The organism is Kitasatospora humi, from assembly GCF_020907985.1.
GTDB classification, from domain to species: Bacteria; Actinomycetota; Actinomycetes; order Streptomycetales; family Streptomycetaceae; genus Kitasatospora; species Kitasatospora humi.
The window spans coordinates 25,542-50,447 of the sequence record NZ_JAJJPA010000028.1 but is presented as its reverse complement, the minus strand read 5'-3'; the positions used below and the strand labels follow the sequence as shown (position 1 = coordinate 50,447).

The following is a 24,906-nucleotide window of genomic DNA, read 5'->3' as shown; positions in this document are numbered from 1 at the left end:
CTGGGCCCGCGATCGGGGTGCCCGGTGAGGGCCGAGAACTCCGGGCGCCGGCTGGTCGCAGAGGCAGCCGGCGGGCACTGCTTCGCCGCGGGGCTCGGGGTCGGCGGCCTGCTCCAGGCACTGTTGGTGCTGGCGCAGGCCGAGGCCCTGGCTGCGGCCCTGTGCCTGGCACCGGTGGAACGGCTCGCCATGGGCGCCCTGTTCGCCCCGCTCGCCGTGCTGGCCGGCGCTGTCGCCGCACGGGCCGCGGTCACCTGGGCCATGGCCCGGCTCGCCGCCCGCGCGGCGGCGCGGGCCAAGGCCACGCTCCGGACCGCGTTGCTGGAGCACAGCCAACGCCTCGGCCCGGCCTGGCTCGGCCAGGAGCGGCGCGGCGAACTGACCACACTGCTGGGCCGGGGCCTCGACGCGCTCGACGGCTACGTCAGCGGCTATCTCCCGCAGGCGGCGGTCACCGCCTGCGTGCCACTCGCCGTGCTCGCCCGGCTCTGCCTGCTGGACGGGGAGTCCGCCCTCATCGTGGCGCTCACCCTGCCGCTCATCCCCGTCTTCGGCATTCTGGTGGGCCTGAGCACCAAGGACGCGACCGAGCGGCAGTGGGCCCTGCTCCGGCGGCTCGGCGGCCACTTCCTCGATGTGGTCCAAGGCATGCCGACGCTGCGCGCCTTCGGCCGGGCCAGGGCGCAGGCGGAGACTGTCCGCGGCATCGCCGACGCCCACCGCGACGCGACGATGCGAACCCTGCGGATCGCTTTCCTCTCCGCGCTGGTCCTGGAACTGGTCGCCTCCTTGTCCGTCGCCCTGGTCGCCGTCCCGGTCGGGCTACGGCTGCTGGACGGCGGCATGACGCTGCGTGAGGCCCTGCTGCTGCTGCTCCTGGCCCCGGACGCCTACTTCCCCTTTCGTGTCCTCGGCAGCCAGTTCCACGCCAGCGCCGAGGGTCTGGCGGCTGCTCAACAAGTGTCGGACTTCCTCGCCCGGCCCATCCCGACACCGCCGCCCCGTCGGGTCCTGCCTGCACGTACCGTACCCCTGCTGCGGCCGGGCAGCTCCGGCGGCATCGAGTTCGACGCAGTCGAGGTGCGCTACCCCGGGAGCGAGGACACCGTCCTGCGCGATGTCTCCTTCCGTGTCCGGGCGGGCGAGCGAGTGGCCCTCGTGGGCCCCAGCGGCGGCGGCAAGAGCACTGTGCTGGCTCTGCTGCTGGGCTTCCTGCGGCCCGATCAGGGCCGGATCCTGGTCGACGGCAGGGACCTGGCCGAGCTGGACCTCGCCGTGTGGCGCCGCAATCTCACCTGGGTGCCGCAGCGCCCCCACCTCTTCGCTACCTCGGTAGCGGACAACATCCGGCTCGGACTCCCGGGCGCCACCCCGGAGCAGGTGCGTCGCGCTGCGGCGACGGCCGGCGCCGAGGAGTTCATCGACGCGCTGCCACACGGATTCGACACCGTCCTCGGCGAGCGCGGGCACGGCGTGTCGGCCGGTCAGCGGCAGCGCATCGCCCTGGCCCGGGCCTGCCTGCGCTCCTCGCCCGTGCTGCTGCTCGACGAGCCCACGGCGGGACTCGACCATCTTTCCGAGGCCGCCTTCCTCAGCGCTACGGGCCAGCTGATGGCGGACCGGACCGTGATCGTGGTGGCGCACCGCCCCGCTCTGCTCGACGGCGTGGACCGGGTGCTGCGCGTCGCCCACCGGCAGGTGACGGAGACGACGCTCCGGGCCTCCGACGGCCTGTCCGGGGTCGCGCCTTCTACGGGCCCTCCAGACGGGTCCGGTGTGGGCCACGCGCCCGACCGCCCGCCAGGGCTCGCGGCACAAGACCGCACACGGCAGGTGTGCCGTGCGACGAGCTCAAACCGCGGCGCGGCGGAGCTTGCCGACCCGGCCCCGGAGGTTACGGCATGAGTTTCACGGTCCTGCTGCGCGCTGCCGCGCCCCGCGCGCGGCTCGTGCTCGGCGCCGCCCTCGTGGGCGCGGGCAGTGATCTGGCCTCGCTCACGCTCACCACGACGGCCGTGTGGCTGATCACGCGCGCGTCCCAACACCCGGGCGTCGCCGCCCTCGGCCTCGCCATCGTCGGCGTCCGTGCGTTCGCGCTGCTACGCGGGGTGCTGCGCTACTGGGAGCGCTTGCTCAGCCACGACGCCGCACTGCGCGCCACCGTCCGCCTGCGAACCCGGATCTACCAGGCACTCGTTGACCTGGACCCGTTCGCGCCGACGCTGCCCCGCGACGCGGACCTCCAAGCCCGGCTGGTGGCCGACGTCGAGGTGGTGCAGGACCTGATGCTGCGCTGCGTGATCCCGGCGCTCTGCGGTCTCGTCGTCGGCGCGGCCGCCGTCGGGTTCGCCTGGACCCTGGCACCGCTGGTCGCGGCCGTGCTCGCAATCGGACTGCTCACAGCGGGCGGCGGTGTCCCGCTGCTCGCTACAGCCGCTTCCGCCCGGGCGGAGCGCCGCGCCGCCGCCGCGCGCACGTGTATGGCCGTCGCAACCCTGGACCTGCTCGATGGCGCGCCCGAGTTGGCCGCCGCCGCCGACAGCACAGTGCTCGGCCGCACCACCGCCGCGATCGACGCAATCCGCCGCCTGGAGCGCCCGGGAACGCCAGCCAGCGCGACCGCAACGGCGCTGCTGCTCCAGGGTCTGACGACCATTGCCGTGGCCGCCCTCGCCACCGTTCGGGTCCGGGCCGGTGCCCTGGACGGGACGATGGTTCCGGTGCTTGCCCTCACCGCCCTGGCCTCGTTCGAGACCGTCAAACCCCTGGCCGCCGCGGGCAGTCTGCTCTCGGCCGCCCGTGGACCCGTCGGACGACTCGTCAACCTCCTCGAGGCTCCGCGCCACGCCACCCACCCTACGGCCCTCATATCCTGCCCTGCGCGCCCCACGGCGTGGGAACTGCGCGACGTACGGATCCGGTACCCGGCCGGTACCCGGCCGGCCCTCGACGGGGTGAGCCTGCGGCTGGAACGCGGGCAGAGCGTGGCCCTGGTGGGGGCGAGCGGCTCCGGCAAGAGCACGCTGATCGCCGTGCTGTCCCGGCTCGTCGAACCGGAGCGGGGTCAACTGCTGATCGACGGGACCGACGCCTCGCACTACGATCCGGACGAGGTTCGGCTCGGCATCACCTCGCTACTCCAGGACGCCCACGTCTTCGCAGCCGGAGTCCGCGCGAACCTGACGGTCGCCGCCCCGGAATCCGGGCCCGGGCGGCTACGTGAGGCAACTGGGCAGGCACAGCTGCTGGACTGGGTCGAGGGTCTCCCCGACGGCTTCGAAACTGTCATCGGCGACGACGGCAAGACCATGTCCGGCGGCCAGCGCAAGCGCCTGCTGCTGGCCCGCGCGCTGCTCGCGGACCGCCCGCTGATGCTCCTCGACGAGCCGACCGAGGGCCTGGACGCGGCGACCGCGGACACGGTCATGACCCGGATCCGGGCCGTTTGCGCGGAGCGCGCCCTCTGTGTGGCCACACACCGGCTGGTCGGGCTGGATTCCTTCGACCGGATCCTCGTCCTGCACGAAGGCCGGGTGGTCCAGCAGGGCTCGCACGCCGAGCTGCTTGCCGCGCCCGGCGTCTACCGCGAGCTCTGGCAGGGCGAGATGCAGTCGGCGGCCTGGGTGTGACCCGGAGCCCTCGGAGCTGCTCCGGGTCATGAACCGAGCGCCCGTCCGAACACGCGGCCATGAGGCACACTGATCCCTGGCTCCGACGCGGCCGTCCCCTCTCTGAGCAGCCGGGCATCAAGATCGGCGTACAACTGCTGCAGGGCCGGCGAAGCACGCTCGATCGCCTCACGGACAGTCTTGCGCCCCGGTCCGCTGGAGGCACGGCCGACCCCGTCACCATCGTTTCTGGCCAACGTACTTGGACCGCTGGACACCGAGGCGTGCAACTCCAGGGCCAGCATGTCCCCGTCGAAGCGCTGGTAGCGGACGAGGTCGATCCGGCGGTTCATCTCGCCGATCGCGTGGACGTCGTAGCGGACTGGGGAAGAGGCAGTGTTCCGATCATGCGCTATTCGGTGCTCTGCACATCGTGTACTAGCGATGGTCAGCTCCGAGGGTTGGCGCGGTAGACCCGGGTCAGTACCTCGGGTGCGCGTCCTACACCGTCTCCTGCACAGCGCACAGCCCTCGTCATCACAAATGCCTGATGGTCATGGCGGGTATAGCCGCTGGCCCTGACTGCTACGTTATTTGACAGATCGACAGCAAGCAGGTTACGAGATATCCTCGACCGTTCTCTCGCGCCTCTGCACACGCTGGAGTGGATGTGACCATCTCGGACCTCGTTGCGGCACCGGACCCGCAGCAGGAGCCGTTCAGAGCGCTGGTCCACGTGGAGTACCAACTCCGGGTCCTGGGGCTGTTGTGCGCGGCTGGGGATAGGAAGCCGGGCAAGTTCAGCACGCCCGGATCGCTCGAGGCGTGGGCCGATTACAGCAAGAAGCAGAGCGAGAGGCTGGGCTGCGCCGAGTGCCGGACGGACGCGACGGAGGTCGCCGATAGCATCACGGACTTGGGAACCACTCCTTGCTCTATGAAGAGCCGGACAAAGGTCCGCCTGGTGGTGCAGCATCGCTGTTGGCTGGCTTGGCAACGGTTGGTGTGCCCATCATCTCGGCCATGATGGTTGGGATGTGCTCGCCGCCGAGCTTCCAGATGCTGTGATCAGCCCCGTCGATCAGTTCGAGTCGTTTGCGGCCGGATGCGCGGCCGTGCAGTTCGGCGGCCATCGCTGGGGTGCCCACGGCATCGTTCGTCCCGGTGATGATGAGCAGCGGAATGTCGAGGCCGGTGATTCGCTTTCGGGAGTCGAAGCCCTTGGCGAGGCCGAGCCACCGCAGCGGTCGCAGCAGCGGCCCGAATGGCTTGACATCGACGGTGTTCGTGATCGGGCTGATCAGGATCAGTCCGGCGCATCCGGGAAACTCGCTGGCCAGGCGGAGTGCCACCGCCGAGCCCAGGGATCGGCCACAGATCCAGATCTGTGAAAGCGGGATGCCGCGATCTTTCGTCAGATGGCGCAGCCCGGCGCGGGCGTCGGCGGCCGTTGTCGCCGCGCTCGGCTTGACGGGACTGCTGGTGCCGTATCCGCGGTAGTCCATCAGCAACAGGTTGGCGCCGGTCGACCTGAGCGTCGGCGCCTCGACCGCTGCCGCCTGTTCAAGGGGATACCCGTTGCCGTGAAAGAACAGCAACGTGGAGTGGGCGCCGGGCACGTCGGCGATCCACCAAGCGTGAACAGTGCCGGGTTCGGCGTCTCTTGAGTCCCCATCGATTGGGAGCTGCAGGTCAGTGCGCGCGAACGCGGCAGGCGGGGCTTCGATGACTCTACCGGCGCCGGCGAACGCGCTTGAATCGTGCCCCACCCATGCCAAGAGCAGGAACAGGAGATACAACACAGCCAGCGTGCCAAGGGTCCCGCAGAATACCCAGAAGATCTCGCTCACGCTGCCTCCTGCTCGCGCTCGACCAGGACGCCGTTGGCGAATCTGGCACCTGCCCGGACGAGAGGAACCAGGTGTGCTCCGGTGATCGCCCGCCAGTGGTCCTGGGCGGACTCGACGAGCTTGAACACCATCGCAAGGGCCGCGGCCGGGCTGCCGGCGCCGCGGGTGACCTTGGTGCGGAGCTTGACCGTGGAGAAGGTCGACTCGATCGGGTTCGTGGTCCGCAGGTGGATCGAGTGCTCGGCCGGGAAGTCGTAAAACGCCAGCAGTTCCTCCTGGTCCTCGGTGATCTTTGCGACGGCCTTGGGAAACTTGGCGAGGTAGGTCTTCGCGAACGCCTCGACCGCCTTCTCGGCGTGCGCGCGGTCCTCGGCGTTGTAGATCTTCTGCATCGCCTTCGTGGCGCCCGGCTGTGCGGACTTCGGCAGGGCGTTCGTGACATTCCGGGCCTTGTGGACCCAGCACCGCTGGTGGCGGGCAGAGGGGAAGACCTCGGCGAGCGCCTTCCACCGCCCCATCGCGCCGTCGCCGACGACCAGCTCGGGATCGCGCATGCCGCGCCTGCGGCAGTCGCGCAGCAGGTCAGCCCAGGACTCGCGCGCGGGCACGAAGTCCCCCGAGGACAGCCCGTGCAGGTAGAGCAGTGGCAGCACCTCGCTGACCTTGGGCGACTTGCGGCACCAGGGCGGAAGGATCTTCGAGGAGAACCGAATCCGCTCGCCGGTGGCCGCGTCCACCCGCTTGTCGTTCACGCGCGGGGCCGTGACCTCGACGGGGCCTGCGGCGGTGGTCACGTTGCGAGGCCGGTGATAGCCGTTGCGGACCACCAGGCGGTGCCCGGCCCCGTCCGTCTCAGCTGCCAACTCAGCTATGTACTGGTTGACTTCGGCCTCAAGCGCAGCGGCGAGCATCCGCCGGGCGCCCTCGCGGACGATCTCGTCGATCAGGGAACCGGACTCCGTCGAACCATCGGCGTTGACTACGCTGAGCACGGGCGTGCCTTCTTCCTGACCCGCGCTGCGAACGTGGGCCTACTCGGTGACCATCACAGGATCATCCGGGAAGGTACGCCTTCGCGTCCCTCCCGCGGCTGATCCACAAGTCCTGAGCATGGCTCGCTTCGAAAGCGGCGAGAAACGGGTCACCGGGGATCGCCTTGGACAAACGCGTGCAGGTGCAGGTCGTGCCAGCCGTCAGCATGCAGATACGCGCTGCGCATGGTGCCCTCGGGCAAGTAGCCGGCCTTCTCGGCCACCCGACAGGACGCCGGATTCGCCACCGAGTGGCACAGCTGCAGCCGGTGCAGACCGAGCTCCTCGAGTCCCCACTCGCTCAGCCTCTTGACGGCCTCGACCACGATGCCGGCGCCTCGCGCGGCCGGAAGCAGCCAGTAGAGGAGTTCTGCGTTGCCCTCCGCGAGGTTGATCTGGCGCCACCCGATCAGCCCGACTGCTTCGCCGCCCTCCGGGCGCGCGATGGCCCAGATGGCGCCTGACTCGTCTTGCCACCGCTCGTGCATACGCTCGATCCGCCGGTGCGCGTCCTCCAGACCGTCCACGGCCAGCATGTTCCACTGCCGGATCGACGGATCTTGGCTGGCGGCCACCAGAACCCCGGCGTCGGCTGAAGCCCATGGCCGCAACACCAGACCGCTGCGCAGGCCGAGCACCGGTTGTGCCTGCCCGGACAGCCGACCACGCGGAACAACGGGAGGCGGAGGCGGTATGGAGATCATTGCGGCATCGTGCCACAGCACTCGAGCCGCGAGCAGACCATTTTCGGGCCGCTGACGCTGCTCCCTCGACATCCGTCGCGCACGAAACGGCGCCGGTGCGGGTGAACGGGCTGACGGGCGGCCAAGCAGGCTCCGACCGGCGCCGAACGGGTCAAGGCCGTGCGCGACCGCCGGGCCGCCGACCGCAGCGTCACCGCCTGGGCCCGCACCCACTCGGCGGACCTGCGCGTCCTGGCCGCCCAGCTCTGCGCCCTCACCGACCTGGCTCCCGACGCCCGTCCGGCCCAGAACGCCGTGCACACCGCCCTCGCCGCAGCCGACGCCGCCGACCTCATCCCGCCCCTGGCCGCCATGCGCCCCCACCTCGAGTCCGGCCACCGCGACCTCGCCGACCGCCTGGACGACCTCACCCGCCACGCCGACCACCTGCGCCATGCCAGCAACCAACGGCGCGCCTGACCTGTCCCCAGAGCGGGACCGCTGGTTCGAACTCCAGGACCAGCTCGCCCAGGTCCGTACCCGCCTGGATGCTGAGACCAGCCAAGCCATCGCCTCCATCGACGCCTGCCTGGCCAGGCTCGCCACCCTGCGCCGCCAGCTCGCCGACCAGCCCTGACACTGCTCTCACACTCCAGTGGGCACCGCCCGCCTGGCCGGACTTCTGTCCGGGGCCCCGGCGGGCACGTTCCTGCCTGCAGACTTCGCACTGCTGCGAAGGAGGTTGACACCGACCTGTCGCCCACCGAGCCGAGGGGGCGGCCGAACCGGCACGCGAACCATCAACAACCAGCGACCGAGGTGCAGGTTCTGGGTCATCAGCGTTCAGGAATCTGGGAACCCGCGCGTTTTCAACCGATGTGATCAAAAGAGTGGGGCACTGCTTACTGCGGACGCGGTACTCGTTGCGAGCGTCGGCACGCTCGGCCCCGTCCACGGCCTCGGACGGATCCTCGTCGGCCTGGGCGTCGCCGCGCTAATCGTCGGTGCGGTGCTGGGGATCCTCGTCATCAGGCCGACCCTGGCCGGCCTGAACGGCAAGCCCACCTCCTTCCTGGAGTGGGGCACCTGCGAGAGCGACGAGGACCTCCACGAGAAGCTCGCCGCCGACCAGCGAGGAGAGCGCATCCGGCGCCTCTCCCAGCTCTGCCGCAGCAAGATGGTGCGCCTGCAGGGGTCGGCCCTGCTCAGCCTCGTTGCCCTCGCGGCCATCGCCGCTGCCGGCATCACGGCCCAGGTCGGATAGCCGGGATGGCTACCCTGCTTGCTCTCCTGGGCATCCTCGGCACCCTGGCCGGCACCTTGGCCGGCCAGCAACTCCAGCAACGGGCCGCCCGCCAGCAACGAGCCGAAGAGCGGAAAGCGGAACAGCGTCGCGAGCTGATCCAAGCCGTCACCACCCTGGTTGCGGCCCTCGCCGACCACCGCCGCGCCATGTGGACCCGGGAGCGCCTGCGCCTTGATGGAGCCGATCTGGCCGCCGTCGAAGACGCCACCCAGCGAGATCGGCCGCACCCGCGCGGCCATCAACGTTCCGCTGGTGGCCATGTCCGTGCTGGAGCCGGATCTTGCCGAAGCCGCCAGCACGACCGCCCGCTCCGCCTACACGATGCGTGCGGCACAGAATCAGGACGAGCTCGACCAAGCTCGCGCGGCAGCCGCGCAAGCTGCTGACCAGCTGGTCGCTCGCGTGGGCCGGCACCTGGCCTGATGGTCCCCGTCGGAAGGCCCCGCCGCCTACCGGGCAGTCACGCGGCCCACCGCCGTGCCACCGGCCAGGCGGCCGGCAGCGCAGGCGGTGCGCGGCCACCCGGCCGGTACCGACCCACCTACGGAGCCCCGATGACCACCGATCAGACCGACCTCGCAGTGCTGCGCGCTGCCGCCCACCGCGAGATCGAGAACTTGGCTGGCAGGCAGCTGCCGCGGGCCTGGTGTCTTGTCCGACTGTCCGACCAGATCGGCATCGCACCCACCTGCCCCACCGAGCACGCCGGCCGCAGCCCGATCCACCCCACCGTGAGCGGGCTCTTCGGCTGCTGTCCGCAGCCGTGGATCCGCGTCGGCTACCCCGCCGTCGCGCAGCTGCTGCTGGCCCTGCTCAACCCCAGCGAGACCCCGACGCTGCCTGACCCGATCAGCGACGACCCCACCGGTGCCTGGACCTGACCGCTCATCAGCCAGCCCTGCCCGGCCCGCGGCCAACAGCCGTCGGGCCGGGCGGCGGTATTCGTCCATCAAGGTCTGCCGGGGCGTCAACCCGCACCTTGACACCGGGCGTTACGCAGCTGTGATCAGAGCAGGCGCCCCGCATCAAGAAGTTCATCAAGGTCCGCCGTGTACAGAAAGACCACGACACCGCCCCGCACCGACGCAGGAGTTCCAGTTGACCACCGACAGCCCCTACGTCACCCTGCCGCTCAAGGCCGCCACCGACCCCAACGAGATCGCGCGGACCGTCCTGACGCTCGCCGAATGCCGCTCCGCGATCGACATCGAGATCGCCGGCCAGACCATCCGCTACTACACCAACGACCACGAGGTCGCTGCCGTCCTCGCCCCCGCCGCCCTCCGCGAGGCCTACCCCGACACCCCCTCCATCGGCCGGCTCATGCTCGACAGCACCCTCCAGTACCACCAGTGGCAGCAGGCCCGCCTCGCGGGCCAGCGGGCCCCCGGGAGCGTGCCGGCCGACTTCGTCCGCCAACTCCACCGCACCTACCTCCTGCTCCGCTCGGCCGCGCTCGACCTGGTCGCGATCCAGAGCCCGTTCGACCTCCACAGCACCGCCCAGTGCACGCAGGAGACCAACCGCGCGTTGCCGGTGTCGTGCTGGCGGCGGGCCTCCACGTCCGCACTGGATATTCCGACGGAATACCGCCGCCGCCCTCAGGACGGCCAACTCCGGAACGACCCGACCGCTGCGTCGCCCAGACCAGCTGGGCGCTCCGGAAGTACAGCGGGCCCTGGCCCTCGACCACCTGAGGCGCCGTCACCACTGCGCCTGATGATTCAGAGATTCCACCCGGAGCGCCCCACGCTTCCGGGATGCTGAGGCAGAAGAGCCCTCCACCCGACCACCGCCAGGAGGAACCGTGGAACCGAACCTGGAGCTGCACCTCGACCGCCGGCCGATCATGCTCGGCCGGCCGACCACCGGCAAGACGCTGACCGCCTTCGCCTCCGCCCAGCAGTGCACCGCGGTGCTGCGCCGGGCCGTGGACGAGATCGCGCACCGGGAGACCGAGCCGACCAGGACCGCCGCCGGAGACTTCGTCGTGATGATGGACGAGGCCGACGTCCTGGCCCGGTTCCCGGCCGAACCCACCCTGCAGGACCTGGTCCGTACGGTGCACCAGCGCGGTCCGGCCGTCGGCGTCCGCATCAACTCGCCCAGGCTCAGCCGCTGACAACCGGCTGAGCACCTGCAGCCGGAGCGCCGGTCCGCGCGACAGGCAGCGAGCAACCCGCCAACCACCGAACCCGGAACCAGCCGAGGGAGACCGCCAGGCCCACCGCCACCTGGCCGCCAGGCCCGCGCGCACCCGCTGACATCCCAACAGCTACCGCTCCACCCGACCGACCAATCCATACCGCAGCACAGGAGAACGACGATGACCCAGCTCCCCGACATCTTCGAGACCCGCCAGGGCCACGCCCTGCGCGACGCCTACACGGCCGGCGACATGCAGAAGGCCCGCCAGATCGAGGAGCACCTGCTCGCCGAAGCCGCCACCACCCCCGCCGAACGCGAGGAGCTCGCCGACACGCTGCGCAGCACCGTGCTGTTCAAGGAGATGTATGACGCCCGGGCGGCCGGCGACGACGAGCGGGCGGACAGCGTCATGGAGCACATCAAGCTGATGTGCACCCCCAAGATGATCAAGATGAACCTTGCGGCCGGGTACATGCAGGCCGGCATGCGCGAAGGCCTCACCAAGGAGCAGCACGACCAGCTGAAGGGCTGGATCAACGACCTCGGCTACGGCCCCGAGATCCAAGCCATGGTCGAGAGCATCCAGGTGCACTGAGCCGCGGCGGCCACCGCCTCGGCGACCGCCACCGGCCCGTTCCGGACCGCGATACCACGGGCAAGCGGAAACCGGATCGGGCCGATGTTCCCTGGCCGGTGGTAGGGGCTGATAGCTCGACAAATGGTATGCAGGCTCAGCGGTGAGGCAGCGTCAAGCCCTCGGGCCGGAACTCTCGGATCGCTCTGCATCAACCCGCGCACCTGCGGCCTCACGCTCCAACTCGGCGATCTCCGCACGAGCCTTCGCAGCCGTCTCCGCCATGTCGGCGCGCAGCTGGTCCGCATCGTCGAAGGCATCCGCCATGCCGGTGCCAGCCAACTTCTCGGTCACCGCCAGCAGGTCCCGCGCGGCTTGCAGCCGATCAGCTACCGGCACCTCCTCACCGCGCAGCTGCGCCCGGGTCTGGAGCATCCGCCTGTCCGAGACCTCGTACATCTCGTGCATTAACTCGCCAGCCTGCTTCATCGTCAGCTCACTCACAGGCACCAGAGTGTCACTGGAGCCAACCCACCGTGAAGCGTTAGCCAGAAGTTGGCCGACAAGGGCCCGTCGGCCTCCCCCACTCGGATCCGCAACGCCGGTAGGGAATCCGGGCGTATCAAACACTCGCCGGACGAGCGCGTCGCCCGTCTACCGGGCGGCGCGGCGCAGGAGAATGTCCTCAGCTCCATCGACGACCTATCGCATTCACACCAAACGCCCTGGAGCCACCGTGCAGCAGCCCGCCCGCCTCGCTCTCGCTGCAGCTGCGCTGAGCCTGATCGCGGCCGGCTGCGGCCTGTCGACGAAGGACGCGGCGTCCGGCGACGCAGGCGCGCCAGATCGGGTGGTCGGCTCGGTTGTGACCGCTCCGCCAGGAAGCTGCCACTACCGAGGAGCGCTCCCAGATCCCGCCTGCACGCCGGGCGAAGCTGACAGCCGGGTTGCACCCGACACCATCAAAGCGACCATCTGTGCACCAGGGTGGAGTAAAGCGGCGCGGCCACCGACCAGCGTGACCGGCCCCATCAAAGCGGAGCGGATACGCGCATACGCCACGCCGCTGCCGGCCAAGTCGGTCGCACTCGACCACCTCCTGCCGATCGAGCTCGGCGGCGCAACCTCGACGGCGAACCTATGGCCCCAGAACTATCGGGGATTGTTCAACGCTCACGACAAGGATCGGCTGGAGGACTACCTCCATCAGGCCGTCTGTTCAGGGAAGATGCCTCTGCGCGCAGCTCAGGAGGCTATCGCCACGAACTGGGTGAAGGCGTACTGCGACGCGAAGCTTGGGGAATGCCCCAGCAACACTCAGTAGATGCAAGGTCGAGGTGCCGCTCGCTCGGGTGAAGTCGCCCAGAAGCGGCGACCGTTGTCACTGGCTTGGGTGCGCCGGCACCTGGAGGCTGGCGAGCGGATCGTCGGAGCCGAGGCGCTGCATGGCGGCGCCACCGGCATGCGGAGTTGACCATCGGGATGGGGGACGGGGGCACCAGGCGCTTGGTGCTGCGCTCCTTTGTCGACCTGACCCGGCAGGGGCCGGCCGAGGACCTCCTGCACAGAGAGGCCGACTCCCTGACCACGCTCGCCGGCACGGGCCTCGTGACTACAGCCGGCCGCACTGCCCGATGCAACCAACCCGGTCAGGGCGAGTTGTTCTAGACCGGGCGGCAACACGGCACCCACACTGGGCACCGGCCAGTACCGCCATGGTCCCCCGCCGGAGAGCGGCACGCACCGGAGAGGAGACCCAAGGGTGGCTGCGCGTCAGGCCCGGGCGATCACCGCGCGACCGATCCGCGAGCCGACGCGCTCCTGCGCCTGGCGCAGGGGATACCAGCGGGCGCCACCGACCTCGGACTCCTGGATGGTGCCCACATCCCCACTCACCGTCTCGAACGTGAAGCCGAAGTCCAGGTGATGGTGTGCCGGCTCGCGCTTCGCGGGCCGGGCCGGCACCAGGCCGTACTCGATATAGGCCGGCACGCTAGAGACGCACACCACAGTGTCCGGGTCGATGCCCGTCTCCTCACTCAGCTCCCGCAGCGCCGCGCCGACGAGCGTGGAATCCTCGGCCTCGACATGTCCGCCAGGCTGCAAAAGGATCTTGTAGGCGAGGTGGTCCACGAGCAGGATCTCGGCGCCGTTACGAACCAGCAGCGCACCGGCAGTCACGTGCATGCGGTAGTTGGTCCGGCAGGTGTAGTCCAGGCCCTTCGCGGCCAGCAGGCGCGCCGGCTCGGCCAGCTGTTCAGCCTCTTCCGGATAGCGCTCCAAGTAGGCAGTGAACGCGTCCACGATCTCCGACTCATTGATCGCCACGGCAGGTCACCTCCGCCGCAAGGGACGGACACACAAACGCGCGGCCGAGTGGACGATCACTGCGGTCTTCATGTGGCAAGTCCGGCTCCGTGCAAGGCAAGTAGCAGATGGGGCACCTCGCACACTACAAGCCCTGGGGTTGCCACGGGCGAAACACCGCGACAGGCTCCCGCATTCACAGACACCGCTCCGCATGTTCGGCTCGTGCCGCAACAGCACCGCGGCGGGCGGTCTGAACGAGCCTCGCCGGCCGCTCACAGGGACTGCCGGAAGTTTCCCTCATTCAGGGGTGTTGCAACGAAGTTTCGGTGACATCTGCAGCGTTGGCGTCCCCAAATTGAGTGTCATCTCGTGGGGGTTAGATGTGACACTGCACCAGTAGCCGTAAGGCGTGTTTAGGTCATTTCGGCCGGTGAGGGTACTTCGGGCCCGGTCCCATGCACAGCTGGAGCCCGCGGGACGTGCGCGCGGGTAGGTAGCCGTTCTCATCCTGCCTGCCAGCTCGGGGAGAACGTGTTGTATAACTGGCACGTGTTCGAATGATTGCCGAGCGTAGTGGGCGGGGTGGTGTCGGTGGGCGGACTGGATGAACGCCTCGTTGGATTCCACGCGGGGTGTATTGACGGCGCCGCAGTGGTGGACGAGTTCCGCAGGAGTGCATCGCTGGTGCCGTTGAGCGGCGGGGAGCCGATGGCGGCGGACTCGGGCGGCGTGCGCTGGATCTACGCCTTCACAAGCGAGGCGACGTTGGAACTGTTCGCTACGGAGCGGGGGTTGGGTGACGTGGTCGACTATCTGACCGTCTATGGCGCACGATTGCTGGACGTCGCGGTGCCGGCGGCGGGCGTACCGGCGGGGGTGGCGGTGGACGTGGCTGGACCCGCCCCGTTCCTGCTGCCGCCGGTGCGCGGGATCGTTGCGGACGCGGTGGCGGTGGATCGTGGCTGACTCCTACCAGGTGGATCCGAACGCGCTGAAGGAGACGGCGAAGGGGATCGGGGATGCGATCGCCGAGTTGAAGAAGCTGGGGATCGTCGAGGGTGCCGAAGTCGGTCGTGGCTTCTCCAACGTCGCTTTGACGGGGATGCAGGTCGGCAACGACGGTCTGCAGGGGGCCTTGCAGAACTTCAGCGACCGGTGGGCCTGGCAGGTGCGGCGCCTGGTGCATGACGGCAACGACATCGCGCAGAAGCTGCATCTGTCGGCGGGGATGTACTACGACCAGGAACAGTACGTCTCGGGCGCCTTGAAGGACCTGGCGAACGCGGCGATCGGCAACCCGGACCTGACGGACAAGCAGGTGGAGGGGGAGTCCTGGGACACGGTACTCGGGAACAATCCGTACACGCAGATCAAGGGTGCGGACTATTCGCAGCAGTCGCTCACCCAGGCGATGGTGGACAGCAAGGCGGCCTGGGAGTCGACGGGGGCCGACATGTTGAACAGCGATCCGCGCCTGAAGGCGCTCAACGCGCTGTCGCCGAGCGGCGCCGCCTTGACGGGCGATGAGGCGAAGCGCCTTGAGGCCGAGGCGGAGAAGAACCGGGCGCTGGCCCAGCAGATGGGGGATCACCGCTGATGGGGTGGCTGGACTCGGTCGGCAAAGACCTGGACCACTGGTACAAGGACGGCAAGAAGGCGATCGGCGAGCAGGTCGAGAGCAATGCCCACGAGGTGGGCGGCATGCTGGACTTCGTGGGCCTGCACGATGCCGCGCACACGGTGGACAGCTACGGTGACAAGATCGCCGACAAGCTGGGTGCACAGGTCGCGGAGTTGCAGCTGGGGCAGAGCGATGACCCGAAGCAGCTGGTGCACGGCGATGTGAAGGCGATCGGGGAGTCGGTCAAGCATCTGCGGGCGTTCCACGATGCGTTCGAGTCGACCGGCAGTGGGCTGCGGGCGATGGACAGCGACCATTGGCAGGGGCAGGCGGCGGAGGCGTTCCGCGCCAAGTTCACCCCGCACCCGGCGCAGTGGCTCGCGGCGGCGGACGCGTGTGATGCGGCGGCCAAGGCGCTGGACCAGTACGCGCAGACCGTCACGTGGGCGCAGGACCAGGCCAAGCAGGCCATCGACGCGTACAAGGCGGCGAAGGCGGCCCAGCAGCAGGCGAAGGACGCCTACTTCTCAAGCGTCGACACCTACAAGAAGGCCGTCGAGACCTACAACGACGCCGTCAAGAGCAACAACCCCAACCCGGGCCCGAAGCCGACCGACCCGGGTCCGTTCAAGGACCCGACCGGTGATCAGTTCACCCATGCCCAGGATCTGCTGAACGGTGCCCGCTCGGCTCGGGACGCGGCTGCCGCGACCGCGGCGGGCGCGTTGAAGGCCGCCACGGATGCGGCCCCGCCCGAGCCGAGCATGGCCGAGCGGTTGAAGCTGGACGCCGCCGACCTGGCCCAGGGCGAGAACATCGCCAAGGGCCACTTCATCGGCGGGGTCGTCAAAGGCGCGGCGGGGATCGGGGATTTCATCCGCGGGGTCAACCCGATGGACATCTACAACATCACCCACCCCGCCACCTACATCGACCACGTCAACCAGGTCGCCGCCGGCCTGATCAAGACCAGCAACCACCCCACCCAGCTGCTGTCCGCCATCGTTGGATCCGGCTGGGGATCCGACCCGGCCGAGGCCGGCGGGAACCTCTTCACCAACCTCGTGTTCGGCGCCGTGACCGGCGGCGGTGGCGACGTGGCAGCGGCCGGCACCGACATCACCGCCAACGCAACTCGCGACGCGGCGCAGAACGCCGCCAAGGACACCGCCGAGAACGCCGGCAAGAACACCGCGGAGGACGCCGGCAAGAACGCGGCCGCCCAGCAGCCGGACCGGCTCAAGGCCGCCGCCGACCCCAACATCGACTTGTCCGGTCTGGACGGCGTCACCTGGCGCGACAGCAACGAGACACTGTGGCGCTTCACCGACCGCTCGCCTCAAAAGATCATGCAAGACGGCGGGATGAAGCCCTGGGACCCCACCAACACCGACTTGAACGAGTACGTCAGGGACAACCGGGTACGGACCGCATTCGTCGGCACCACCCGCGACCCCGGCTACAACCTGGTCCGCAAGTACCGGTACACGGTGGACGCCCCCGGCGGGATCGACGTCAACGCCAGCATCCCGGACAACCCCTACTGGAATGAGCAGGAGATCGCCTTCCCCGGCGGGATCAAGCTGGAGCACATCAAGGGCTGGGAGACGTGGGATCCGCTCGCCCAGCAGTGGACGGGCTACAAGGCCAACCCGTACTACCGGCCACCCGTAGGCGCCGGAACCGGCAAACACCCCTACCTGAACCGCTGATCCAAGGAACCCCTTGCAATGACCACCCCACCGCCCGCCGCCGAGCGTCCCGCCCCGCCCATCACCGACGAACTGCGCGCCCGCGCCCGGCAGCAGCCCGGCACGTGGATGTACAACATCGACCCCGTCTTCGACCCCGCCGGTGAAGTCCCGGTGTGGGGGATCGTCGGCGGCTGGCAGATCGACCAGCGCGGCGAGCTCGTCCACTACTGGCACAACCCCGAATACCGGCCCTCGGCAGCGGCCAAGGGCATTCCCGCGCCCGAGACTCCCGCCGAGGCCGCCCTGCAGCGCGCCGCCACCGGCCACGGCAGCGAAGACGAACTGATCGCCGCGCTGCAGGACGCCGAACTGCTGCTTTTCGCCCACCCCGAGCACCCGGGCCTGTACATCGAACCCGCCACCGACGGCCCGGGCACCATCACCGCCTGCACCTCGACCCGACACGTGCCCACCGACTGGCCCGGCTGGATCACCGTGACCGGCCGGCAACTCGCAGCCGCCGCACCCGGGCACCTGCTGCGCCTCAACCCCACAACCACCGTCAGCGTCACCCTGCCCCTCGACGATCTGTCCGCCACCGGCAACACCGACCCGGAGCCGACGAGCCGATGACCAAGACCCAGCGCACCTACACCGTCTGGATCGGCTCAACCAGCCGCGACGAATACCGGCCCGACTACCTGGCCACCCTGAACCAAGCTGCCGACGCCGCCCACCACGGAGACTGGCCCACCATCCTCAGCTTGCTCCCCCAGCCCGGGCAGGCCGGCGCGCAGATCAGCGCCACAACGCTGGCCAACACCCGCCGCGTCGGCGACGCCAGCGGCTCCGCACCCCTCCACCACGCCGCTCGGCTCGCCGCCCCGCCCGCCGTCATCGAACAGCTGATCGCGGCCGGCGCCTGGCGCACCCTGCGGGACGCCCGCGGCGAACGCCCCGTGGACATCGCCACCCGGCTGGGCCATCACCACCTGGCCGCACTGCTGCGCCCCGCCCCGAAACACCCAGTACCCGACGTCGTCCTCCAGGCCATGGAGCCGCAGCTGCACACCCTCCTGCGCGCCCGCGCCCAGCAACTGGCCGGCCACCAGGACCTACTGCTACCTCAGGTCGCAGTGCTGACCGAACTGCCCGATCCGCTCCTGACGGTGACGGTGCCGGGCATGTACGGCAACTTCATCATCGAGCTGCAGAACGCACAGGATCCGCAGTCGATGCGGCTGGAGGTCTCCGGCTCCAGCCGCGTGGCCGGCGGGTCCGGCCAGACCCACCACATCACGGCGGCCGACTGCACCCTGGTCGAAGACGGCTGGGGCTGAGCCAGAGCGACACCACGGGCACAAGGTTCTGCCCGACGGCGTGTTGAAGGCCACCGAGAGCCACGGTGTTCGCCTGCTACGGCGTCAGACGCACACTCACCACACCGTCGGCCATCCCGACGAGAACACTGCCGCTGCCGGTCACGGCCAGGGAATGGACTGCGGACCCCAGACGCACGTCGACGGTGCGCCCCGCCTCACCGAGCCGGCGGACCCGCACGAGCCCATCGCGCCAGGCACTGGCGACGATCAGGCCCTGCGGGCCGCCGCCCACGTCAACCGCCACAACCGGACAGGAGCGCGAGTCGACCGGTGACGGCATCGGCGCGCGGCTGGGCTTCCAGGCACGGACCGTGCCATCCACACCGCCGCTTACCAACAACACTTCGCCGCCCGTCGGAAGTTGGTAGCCTCCAAGGGCTGTGACCGCGCCGTTGTGCAGCGTCTGCAACTGGGTGCTCAACCCGCCGAGCCAGTGCACCGCGCCACAGCCGTCCCCGATGGCCGGCAGCCCGGCCACGGCCGTGGCCTTGAGACCGTCCAAAGCCGCAGCACCAGAACCGAACACCACCCGCACCACACCCTGGTCCCCGACCTGGCCGCCGTCCAACGCCGCGACCGTGCCATCAGCCAGGCAGACAAGCGAGCGGATCCCAGCCGGCACAGCAGCAGGCCCTGGAGCGCCGGCCGGCTCGCCCGTGACCTGATCCAGCAGCACCAAGGCCCCATCGACATCAGCCAGCAGCACCCGCCCAGCCAGGGCACCCTGGCCGGACGCCATGGCGACCAGCGGCCGCGCCGAACGCTCCCGCCAGTGACCCCAGTTACCCCGCCACGCAGCCTGCGGGAGGTTGGGCAGTCGGATCGCCTCGGCAGTGCCGCGCAGTCGGGTGTCCAGCACGGCCGCCCGCACGGCAACCTGCTGCTCGTCGATCAACGCGTACCCGGCCCGCATCCAAGCCGCAGCCAATGGCGTGCCAGGCCGGGCAGCAAGAGCAGCGGTCACCGCCCGCGGCGCGGCACTCACCAGGAACAGCGGATCGTCCAGCAACGGCTGCGCCACACCGCCGCGCACCGCGTGACCCAGCAGCACGGCAAGCAAGTCCTGGTCCGCTCCGACGAACATCCGGCCATCGCCGGTCGGTTGCGCCAGCCTTTCAGTCAGACGCTGGGCGATCACTCGGTGGTCAACGGCGACGCCATCCAGCACCGCATCCCGCACGGGCCCGGCAGGCAGACTCCACCGGCCATCCGGCAACGCGCAGAACGCAAGCCACTGCGTCGCCTCCGGGACCCGACCGGCGTCCGGCAGCAGCGCCCACTGTCTTGTGGTGAGCGGCTGGTCAGCCAGTGCCAGTGCCTGCACAGTAGGGCGCACTGGCTCAGACACTGTCGACCACCACGCCGCGACCGTGCCGCGCTCCGACGGCGCACCCGGCGGCACGGTGGCGGCCAGCTTCGCCAGACTCGGATTCGGGTACACCTGCGCAGCGGTGAAAGGCGACCGGCCACCCAAGCGCCCATACCACCGAGCGAAGCGCACCGGATCGGTCCACTGAGGAGCGTCCAAGTCCATCACCGCCGCCGGACCGCCAGCAGCAAGCGCCCCCTCCTCGGCGCTACCTGTGGCCGTCTCCACCACGATCCGCATACCTGACAGCGCCAGCAGTGGAATGAGCAGCTGCTCCACGATCCCCGTTGGATCCGCGGCCTGCCCCAGATCCCACGCCAGCAGCAGGCACGGCAGAGCTGCAGTCCCGAGCTCTGCCACCAGCTGGTCGGTGGACTGCGCGCAGTACCCCAACTGACGACTCAGCAACCACGTTGCGGCCTCTACACCGAGGCCGGCCATCGACAACGCTGCAGCGGGTCGGCCCGGACCGTCAGCAGAACGACACACCGTGTCGAGCCAGGTGACGAGAAGCGACTTGCCACTGCCGGGTACCCCAGATACCCGGCAAAGCCGGGGCGCCCGATCGTCGTCGAGCCAACCCAGGAGCGCCATTCCGGCCGGCTGCCGGCCCGCCGGAAGCGGGGGCAGCCAGCTGTACTCCCTCATCACCACGCCTTTCGATCAACGCCGATTGCGGACTGGCCGTCACGCCCGAGCGCGCCGATTTAACCCCAGCGCGTCAACGCCCGTCTTTTATGGCGTTTTGGAGTCCTGCCACACCACGGCATGAGGTGCAGTGCGTGTAAGTATGACCAAACCGGAACAAGCTAGCGCCTGTTACGCGGGCACTTCGGGCGGGTCCGAGGGCGATGCGCTGCAGATTCGCGATCTGGCGATCGCATATAGCCGACCGCAGCAGGCAGTGACCTGACCAGCGGCATGGGCAGCGGCATCTAGGGTCTGCCCCGTCAGGGTGCGGACGCGAAACGGCGGCTAGCCGACTGCAAGCACATCGCGGCGATGAAAGCGACCGACGCTACTCCGGCGAACGTGTACACCCCAGCAGCCGGGCCGTACCGAGGCGTGAGCCTGTTGATCGCGTCCACGGTGAGGTCGTAGCCCGCGTGGGCGATCATGAGAGGCAGGATGGCACGGGACCTGAGGTACAGCAACACGCAGGTGGCGGCCCAAGGGATCAGCGGTAGGAGAGCCAGCCCGTACTCCATGTGGTACGAGAGCCGGGCGACGGTCAGCAGTACGACAAGGGCGACCGTTCCGGCGCTGCGAACGCGGGAGTTGGTGATGTGCTGGCCGATCCGCCACGCGGCGAGCACAGGGAGAACCAGCACCACGACCTCCTCGCTGAGGCCAGCGGCCAGTGAGGTCGAGATGTCACCCACGAGAGAGCTGTGCCCGCCAGTGCCCGAATAGGCGGCAACAGTGTGGATTCGAGAGCGGGCCAGATCGACGAGCTCGCTCAGAGCGAACGCCGGGACCTCCGCGATGCAGAACACCGCGCCAGCGGCCGCCAACATTCGGCGCAGCGGCAGGCGGGGCAGGCCGAGCGCAGAGACCCGCTCGGCCATCGAGAGCATCACCCACGCCAGCAAGGCCAGGCACAGCCACAGGGCCGACATTCTCAGTGCACCACCGGTGGGGACGGACCCGCTGGCGGTGGCACGACCAGCCGCAGCTGCTCTGGCACCCGGCCAGGCACTCACGATGGTGACGGCCAGGTACAGCACAGCCGCGTAGCCTGCCGAGGACCAGGCGATGGCGCTGGCGAAGGGACCCCGTCGTGAGGATGGCAGTGGCCCCTTGTCAGGAAGGGCTCCAAGCATCCGCTGCACGATTCCCACGCACATTCCCCCGTCTCATCCGGCCAGCTGATTTCACGTCACCTCAGGGTAGGAGGTGCCGGCACCCCAAGCGCGGTCCCCGGACGCGCACCGACTCCTGGAGCTCACTGGCACCGAAGCTGGCCGCAACCGGGATTGGCGAACAGCACTGGCCCAGGAACGGCGACCTCGCAGCCGCTGACCGTGGCAGAGCCAAGCCAGGCCGCAGGGACACGAGGCCGAGGTTTCGCGCGAAGACATGCTGGGTCTCTTGTTGTCGGGTGCCGGGCTGCCGTGCTCGGGGATGGCACAGATCAGCCCGCTCGCGCTGGCCCGGTCGGCCGCCCTATCGAATGCTTGCCCCAACTGAGTGTGCGGAGCGTATATTTGCCGTAACCAGCCAAGACCAACGAGGCTGACTACCATGATGGATGCTGGCTCCGGAGGAGTGTCTCGTGTCAGAGAGTCCGAGGGCATTCGCCCTGGTGGTTGCCTCTCTTGTGGTCCTGTTGCTCGTCTTCGGGCTGCATAGCATTGGAGTTGGGGACGTCATCAACGCGGTGATCTCGTTCGTGGTGTCCATGGGAACGTTCGTCGGAGTTGCGATCTGGCGCGGGAATAAGGTGTAGGGACGTGAACAGAACCTCACGGCGCGAATCCCTGCGTCATCGCACTGAATTGGGTACCAGCTGATCGAGGCATGACCGATTCTGCGAGCATGCCGGCCACCGTCACCGCCTCTGGCGGGAACTGGTGGAGGGCACCGCTGATATGAGCTGGAGCACCGCGGCGACGATGCTGGGTGGGAGGCAGCCGGGTTGTGCCTCGGTCTGCTGGCGGCGGCTCGGCCGAGCTGGGACCCGGATGGCCCACGGCGACCGGAGCAGGAGGTGGTGGACGGCCTCCGCCGTACGGCGCGCACGGCGGACCCGGCGACCAGCATCACGATGAAGGCCCTGGCCACCACCCGGCAGCTGGGAGGCGAGAAGGCCCGCCCGATCTGGGACCGGGCGCCGGCGGTAGTGCGCAGGGTCGCATTGCTGCACCTGCTCATCATGCTTGCCAGTTCGATTGACTTCGACGGAAGGCCCTGAGTGCTCATCAGATCGTCCGGCTCGTCCGCGTCGCGATCCCTCCGTCCACGGACTGGCCCCAGCTGCTGTCCTGATCGAGCACGGCGTGCCGATCGGGGAGCTCCGGCTTGGAGAAGCGATGACGCGCGAGGCTGTCGGTGCCCACATACCTCCGCGTGTGCGGAGCGGACGCGCTGCTGCTCTACCGGCGTCTCGGCGCGCAGCGGCGTACCTCCGCGTGCGGGGGCGTGGGACGGCGTTCCCCGTGAGGGTCGGAGAGCGCGGCCTTCGCATCTGGGTGATCAAGGCTGCAGCGCAAAATGAATCTGGGAGAAGCCCACGACTGCTCGCCGGCCGACGCCTACCCGACCGCCCTGCCTGGGCAATACCGCTGGCAGGAGGCCCTGTTGGCCAGTCCCGTGAGGCTCTGGACGCGGTGACGGCAATCCCAGCCCCAGCACGAAGCGTGACACATAGTGGCTTTCCGTAAACTTCGCGATGCTGTCGTAGCTCGTGAGGCCTGGCCGCGCGGTCGACGCAGGGAGTTCCCCGCTCGGAGGCGATTGGACGGAGCCGGTCGGAGCGGGTGAGCATGAGGCCATCTCCTCGAACTCCGCATGGCCCCTGCCAAGGGCCGTTTCGAGGGCTGCCTCCGATCCTGGAAGGACGCCGATGCGCACCCGTGCCCCCCGTGACCTGACCGACCTGCCCTACGCACACCGCCTTGAGCTGTTCGAGGCGGATCTGGAACGAGAGGGCGACTACGAGTGGCTCCACATCGACGGCCGCGCCTTCAACGACATCGACGCCGGCATGGCCCGCTTCAACGAGTCGGCCCTGTCCGAGGTGACCTTCACCGGCGGACGCCTGCGGCGCGCGCACCTGGACACCGTGTGGATGCACAACATCCGCACCGTGGGCACCGACCTCGCGGAAACCACCTGGCTGGACACCGAGTGCCTCTCCAGCCTCCTGGCCGGCACCCAGATCCACGGGGCCCAGATGCGGCGAGCCGTCTTCCACAATTGCAAATTCGACTCGGTCAACCTGCGCGCGGCCAAACTGCGGGAGGTCGCCTTCGTCGACTGCCTGCTGCGCGACGTGGACTTCGCCGGCGCCACCCTGACCGACGTCTCCTTCCCGGGAACGATCCTGGACCGGGTCGACTTCACCAAAGCCACCCTCGCCCGGGTCGACCTGCGCGGAGCGCTCGCACTGGGCATCATCTCCGGAGCCGAATCCCTCAGGGGTGCCGTCGTCACCACCCCCCAGCTACTCGACCTCGCCCCCTCCCTCGCCCAGCACGTCGGCCTCACCGTGGACGACAACTGATGCGGTGGGTCCCGCCCACCGCATGCAGATGGCGAATCAGGGCGAGCAACTCTGACGAACCGCTGAGCGCGGGGTGGCCGATTTCCCGAGCCTCATCAACGTGCTTCACAGATCAGATCCGGCCCTAGATAACCGCAGTTGCCGCCTGGATGCGCGCGGACGTCTCTGGTAACACGTTCAGATGCCGAAGCCGGTCCTTGTCCGGGTGGAGGTCTCGGCGCACCCGTCGACGTCCGGCTGATCGGTCGGCGGATCGTCCCGGCCGATGCGCAGGTTGTGACGGTGCCTCAGCCTGCTCGATGGTCCACCGGGTTGTTCACTCGCGCCCGGGTGCGGCGTTCTCCAGTACGGCGAGAAGGTGGGCGTGGACGTCGGCTGCGGCCTCGCGGGTGACCGGGTCCGGGTCCTCCAGGTGGGCGGCGATCAGCTCGGCGGCCGCGGCCAGCACCGGCACCGGAACGGAAGCGGTGCGCAGGTGGAGCATCTGGGCAGCGGCCCGCTCCCCGGGAGTTGCCGCTTGGCGGGCGGTAGGGATCAGGGCGTGGAGGCCGCGCGGCTGAGAGCTATTCACCAGCCCATTCTCCCGGCTGCGGCTAGGCCCTGGCGCCACCTCAGGCGAGCTGAGTAGCACGGACATCGCACACCACGCCGCGACTCTTTGCACCTATAGAGAGATATCTTAAGAGATACTCTCTAACCTCTTTTAGAATCCTGGGTAGTATCTGCTATGATCCGCGTATGACGTCCTATGTTGAGGATCTTGAGCGGGTGGAGAATGAGCTCCGCGAAGCGGAGCGCGAGCGGGACCTCCTGGGAGTGCGCATCGAAGGGCTGCGCGCCCAGCGAGACGCCTTCAAGAAGCTGGTCGAGGCGGCTGTAATGCCAGGGGAGGACCTCAAGGACCTGACGAAGGCGGACGCCATCGTGGCGATTCTGCGGGCTTCAGACAAGCCGATGACGCTGGGGGAGATCGCCGACGCCATGAGCGCGGCGGGCAAGTACACCGTCAAGAACGGCGCGTCGGTGTACATCGACGGACTGCTGAAGGCCGGCCGGGTCGTCCGGGTCAAGCGCGGCCTGTACAGCGCGGCCTAGCGCCACCACG

At 69.2% G+C, this 24,906-nt stretch carries 28 protein-coding genes and 1 pseudogene; 20 read left to right on the top strand and 9 right to left on the bottom strand.

Annotated features, from left to right (window positions below; translation table 11 throughout):
- The first annotated feature begins 24 nt into the window (after positions 1-24).
- Together cydD and cydC are read left to right on the top strand one after the other, a co-directional pair.
- Complete coding sequence (cydD, locus tag LN042_RS24045; RefSeq protein WP_230053407.1) at positions 25-1,905, top strand: thiol reductant ABC exporter subunit CydD; 1,881 nt, start codon at positions 25-27, stop codon at positions 1,903-1,905.
- Positions 1,902-3,629 (top strand): thiol reductant ABC exporter subunit CydC, encoded by a 1,728-nt coding sequence (cydC, locus tag LN042_RS24040; RefSeq protein WP_230053406.1) that lies wholly within the window; start codon positions 1,902-1,904, stop codon positions 3,627-3,629. The genes cydD and cydC overlap by 4 nt, the downstream gene beginning before the upstream one ends.
- A 26-nt stretch (positions 3,630-3,655) precedes the next feature.
- On the opposite strand, the gene LN042_RS24035 is transcribed toward cydC, so the two are convergent.
- From LN042_RS24035 to LN042_RS24020, 4 genes are all read right to left on the bottom strand, one after another.
- Positions 3,656-3,961 carry a hypothetical protein gene (locus LN042_RS24035; RefSeq protein WP_230053405.1) on the bottom strand — a complete coding sequence of 102 codons (306 nt, stop codon included), beginning with the start codon at positions 3,959-3,961 and terminating at the stop codon, positions 3,656-3,658.
- 582 nt (positions 3,962-4,543) lie between these two features.
- Entirely contained in the window at positions 4,544-5,458 is a 915-nt protein-coding gene (locus LN042_RS24030; RefSeq protein ID WP_230053404.1) for an alpha/beta hydrolase, read from the bottom strand.
- Positions 5,455-6,450, bottom strand: coding sequence for an IS256 family transposase (locus tag LN042_RS24025; RefSeq protein WP_230053403.1), 996 nt, complete (start codon positions 6,448-6,450; stop codon positions 5,455-5,457). Before LN042_RS24025 ends, LN042_RS24030 begins: the two co-directional genes overlap by 4 nt.
- A 149-nt stretch (positions 6,451-6,599) precedes the next feature.
- Positions 6,600-7,193, bottom strand: a complete 594-nt coding sequence (locus LN042_RS24020; RefSeq protein WP_230053402.1) for a GNAT family N-acetyltransferase — start codon at positions 7,191-7,193, stop codon at positions 6,600-6,602.
- Positions 7,194-7,352: 159 nt separating this feature from the next.
- Here LN042_RS24020 and LN042_RS24015 point away from each other — a divergent pair, with 159 nt between their 5' ends.
- From LN042_RS24015 to LN042_RS23980, 8 genes are all read left to right on the top strand, one after another.
- Positions 7,353-7,652 (top strand): hypothetical protein, encoded by a 300-nt coding sequence (locus LN042_RS24015; protein ID WP_230053401.1) that lies wholly within the window; start codon positions 7,353-7,355, stop codon positions 7,650-7,652.
- Positions 7,627-7,809 carry a hypothetical protein gene (locus LN042_RS24010; protein ID WP_230053400.1) on the top strand — a complete coding sequence of 61 codons (183 nt, stop codon included), beginning with the start codon at positions 7,627-7,629 and terminating at the stop codon, positions 7,807-7,809. The genes LN042_RS24015 and LN042_RS24010 overlap by 26 nt, the downstream gene beginning before the upstream one ends.
- A gap of 18 nt (positions 7,810-7,827) precedes the next feature.
- Entirely contained in the window at positions 7,828-8,436 is a 609-nt protein-coding gene (locus LN042_RS38070) for a Pycsar system effector family protein (protein WP_372495804.1), read from the top strand.
- A 216-nt stretch (positions 8,437-8,652) separates the two neighbouring features.
- On the top strand, positions 8,653-8,901 hold the full coding sequence (kilB, locus tag LN042_RS24000; protein ID WP_504871034.1) for a plasmid transfer protein KilB: 249 nt from the start codon (positions 8,653-8,655) through the stop codon (positions 8,899-8,901).
- Between the two features lie 131 nt (positions 8,902-9,032).
- Positions 9,033-9,359: a hypothetical protein gene (locus tag LN042_RS23995; protein ID WP_230053397.1), complete on the top strand. Its 327-nt coding sequence runs from the start codon at positions 9,033-9,035 to the stop codon at positions 9,357-9,359.
- A 217-nt stretch (positions 9,360-9,576) separates the two neighbouring features.
- Positions 9,577-10,245 (top strand): hypothetical protein, encoded by a 669-nt coding sequence (locus tag LN042_RS23990; protein WP_230053396.1) that lies wholly within the window; start codon positions 9,577-9,579, stop codon positions 10,243-10,245.
- 40 nt (positions 10,246-10,285) lie between these two features.
- Entirely contained in the window at positions 10,286-10,600 is a 315-nt protein-coding gene (locus tag LN042_RS23985; protein WP_230053395.1) for a hypothetical protein, read from the top strand.
- A 204-nt stretch (positions 10,601-10,804) separates the two neighbouring features.
- Positions 10,805-11,221, top strand: coding sequence for a hypothetical protein (locus LN042_RS23980; protein WP_230053394.1), 417 nt, complete (start codon positions 10,805-10,807; stop codon positions 11,219-11,221).
- 153 nt (positions 11,222-11,374) lie between these two features.
- Here LN042_RS23980 and LN042_RS23975 read toward each other — a convergent pair whose 3' ends face one another.
- Positions 11,375-11,704, bottom strand: a complete 330-nt coding sequence (locus LN042_RS23975) for a hypothetical protein (protein ID WP_230053393.1) — start codon at positions 11,702-11,704, stop codon at positions 11,375-11,377.
- 232 nt (positions 11,705-11,936) lie between these two features.
- Here LN042_RS23975 and LN042_RS23970 point away from each other — a divergent pair, with 232 nt between their 5' ends.
- Together LN042_RS23970 and LN042_RS23965 are read left to right on the top strand one after the other, a co-directional pair.
- The gene (locus tag LN042_RS23970) at positions 11,937-12,524 is read left to right on the top strand and encodes a hypothetical protein (RefSeq protein ID WP_230053392.1); all 588 of its coding nucleotides are present in this window, start codon (positions 11,937-11,939) and stop codon (positions 12,522-12,524) included.
- Positions 12,525-12,847, top strand: a pseudogene (locus tag LN042_RS23965) (hypothetical protein); the annotation flags it as partial.
- 126 nt (positions 12,848-12,973) lie between these two features.
- Here LN042_RS23965 and LN042_RS23960 read toward each other — a convergent pair.
- On the bottom strand, positions 12,974-13,528 hold the full coding sequence (locus LN042_RS23960) for an NUDIX hydrolase (protein WP_230053391.1): 555 nt from the start codon (positions 13,526-13,528) through the stop codon (positions 12,974-12,976).
- Positions 13,529-14,101: 573 nt separating this feature from the next.
- On the opposite strand from LN042_RS23960, the gene LN042_RS23955 reads away from it, so the two are divergent.
- Genes LN042_RS23955 through LN042_RS23935 form a run of 5 tightly spaced genes read left to right on the top strand, consistent with a single transcriptional unit; the run spans position 14,102 to position 18,165 of the window.
- Positions 14,102-14,476 carry an SseB family protein gene (locus tag LN042_RS23955; RefSeq protein ID WP_230053390.1) on the top strand — a complete coding sequence of 125 codons (375 nt, stop codon included), beginning with the start codon at positions 14,102-14,104 and terminating at the stop codon, positions 14,474-14,476.
- Positions 14,469-15,107, top strand: a complete 639-nt coding sequence (locus LN042_RS23950; RefSeq protein ID WP_230053389.1) for a hypothetical protein — start codon at positions 14,469-14,471, stop codon at positions 15,105-15,107. The genes LN042_RS23955 and LN042_RS23950 overlap by 8 nt, the downstream gene beginning before the upstream one ends.
- Positions 15,107-16,843, top strand: a complete 1,737-nt coding sequence (locus tag LN042_RS23945; protein ID WP_230053388.1) for a putative T7SS-secreted protein — start codon at positions 15,107-15,109, stop codon at positions 16,841-16,843. The genes LN042_RS23950 and LN042_RS23945 overlap by 1 nt, the downstream gene beginning before the upstream one ends.
- A gap of 18 nt (positions 16,844-16,861) precedes the next feature.
- Positions 16,862-17,458, top strand: coding sequence for a type VII secretion system-associated protein (locus tag LN042_RS23940; RefSeq protein WP_230053387.1), 597 nt, complete (start codon positions 16,862-16,864; stop codon positions 17,456-17,458).
- Complete coding sequence (locus LN042_RS23935; RefSeq protein WP_230053386.1) at positions 17,455-18,165, top strand: ankyrin repeat domain-containing protein; 711 nt, start codon at positions 17,455-17,457, stop codon at positions 18,163-18,165. Before LN042_RS23940 ends, LN042_RS23935 begins: the two co-directional genes overlap by 4 nt.
- A gap of 76 nt (positions 18,166-18,241) precedes the next feature.
- Here the strand turns inward: LN042_RS23935 and LN042_RS23930 are convergent, their stop codons facing one another.
- Entirely contained in the window at positions 18,242-20,224 is a 1,983-nt protein-coding gene (locus tag LN042_RS23930) for a WD40 repeat domain-containing protein (protein ID WP_230053385.1), read from the bottom strand.
- 302 nt (positions 20,225-20,526) lie between these two features.
- Positions 20,527-21,195 (bottom strand): CPBP family glutamic-type intramembrane protease, encoded by a 669-nt coding sequence (locus LN042_RS23925; protein ID WP_230053384.1) that lies wholly within the window; start codon positions 21,193-21,195, stop codon positions 20,527-20,529.
- Positions 21,196-22,286: 1,091 nt separating this feature from the next.
- Between LN042_RS23925 and LN042_RS23920 the strand changes: the two genes are divergently transcribed.
- Positions 22,287-22,490, top strand: coding sequence for a hypothetical protein (locus LN042_RS23920; protein ID WP_230053383.1), 204 nt, complete (start codon positions 22,287-22,289; stop codon positions 22,488-22,490).
- Between the two features lie 651 nt (positions 22,491-23,141).
- A complete protein-coding gene (locus LN042_RS23915) occupies positions 23,142-23,801 on the top strand; it encodes a pentapeptide repeat-containing protein (RefSeq protein ID WP_230053382.1) in 660 nt (219 codons plus the stop codon).
- A gap of 316 nt (positions 23,802-24,117) precedes the next feature.
- On the opposite strand, the gene LN042_RS23910 is transcribed toward LN042_RS23915, so the two are convergent.
- Complete coding sequence (locus tag LN042_RS23910) at positions 24,118-24,372, bottom strand: hypothetical protein (RefSeq protein ID WP_230053381.1); 255 nt, start codon at positions 24,370-24,372, stop codon at positions 24,118-24,120.
- 167 nt (positions 24,373-24,539) lie between these two features.
- Between LN042_RS23910 and LN042_RS23905 the strand changes: the two genes are divergently transcribed.
- Positions 24,540-24,896, top strand: coding sequence for a hypothetical protein (locus LN042_RS23905; protein WP_230053380.1), 357 nt, complete (start codon positions 24,540-24,542; stop codon positions 24,894-24,896).
- Positions 24,897-24,906: the final 10 nt, after the last annotated feature.

Bases quoted from the DNA above. Each gene is read 5' to 3' on its own strand.
- LN042_RS24020 (WP_230053402.1), bottom strand. From the start codon at position 7,193: ATGATCTCCATACCGCCTCCGCCTCCCGTTGTTCCGCGTGGTCGGCTG.
- LN042_RS24010 (WP_230053400.1), top strand. From the start codon at position 7,627: ATGCCAGCAACCAACGGCGCGCCTGACCTGTCCCCAGAGCGGGACCGC.
- LN042_RS23940 (WP_230053387.1), top strand. From the start codon at position 16,862: ATGACCACCCCACCGCCCGCCGCCGAGCGTCCCGCCCCGCCCATCACC.
- LN042_RS23915 (WP_230053382.1), top strand. From the start codon at position 23,142: ATGCGCACCCGTGCCCCCCGTGACCTGACCGACCTGCCCTACGCACAC.
- LN042_RS23905 (WP_230053380.1), top strand. From the start codon at position 24,540: ATGACGTCCTATGTTGAGGATCTTGAGCGGGTGGAGAATGAGCTCCGC.
- LN042_RS23925 (WP_230053384.1), bottom strand. From the start codon at position 21,195: ATGTCGGCCCTGTGGCTGTGCCTGGCCTTGCTGGCGTGGGTGATGCTC.
- LN042_RS23995 (WP_230053397.1), top strand. From the start codon at position 9,033: ATGACCACCGATCAGACCGACCTCGCAGTGCTGCGCGCTGCCGCCCAC.
- LN042_RS23980 (WP_230053394.1), top strand. From the start codon at position 10,805: ATGACCCAGCTCCCCGACATCTTCGAGACCCGCCAGGGCCACGCCCTG.
- LN042_RS24035 (WP_230053405.1), bottom strand. From the start codon at position 3,961: ATGAACCGCCGGATCGACCTCGTCCGCTACCAGCGCTTCGACGGGGAC.
- kilB (WP_504871034.1), top strand. From the start codon at position 8,653: ATGGAGCCGATCTGGCCGCCGTCGAAGACGCCACCCAGCGAGATCGGC.
- LN042_RS23945 (WP_230053388.1), top strand. From the start codon at position 15,107: ATGGGGTGGCTGGACTCGGTCGGCAAAGACCTGGACCACTGGTACAAG.
- LN042_RS23935 (WP_230053386.1), top strand. From the start codon at position 17,455: ATGACCAAGACCCAGCGCACCTACACCGTCTGGATCGGCTCAACCAGC.
- LN042_RS23930 (WP_230053385.1), bottom strand. From the start codon at position 20,224: ATGAGGGAGTACAGCTGGCTGCCCCCGCTTCCGGCGGGCCGGCAGCCG.
- cydC (WP_230053406.1), top strand. From the start codon at position 1,902: ATGAGTTTCACGGTCCTGCTGCGCGCTGCCGCGCCCCGCGCGCGGCTC.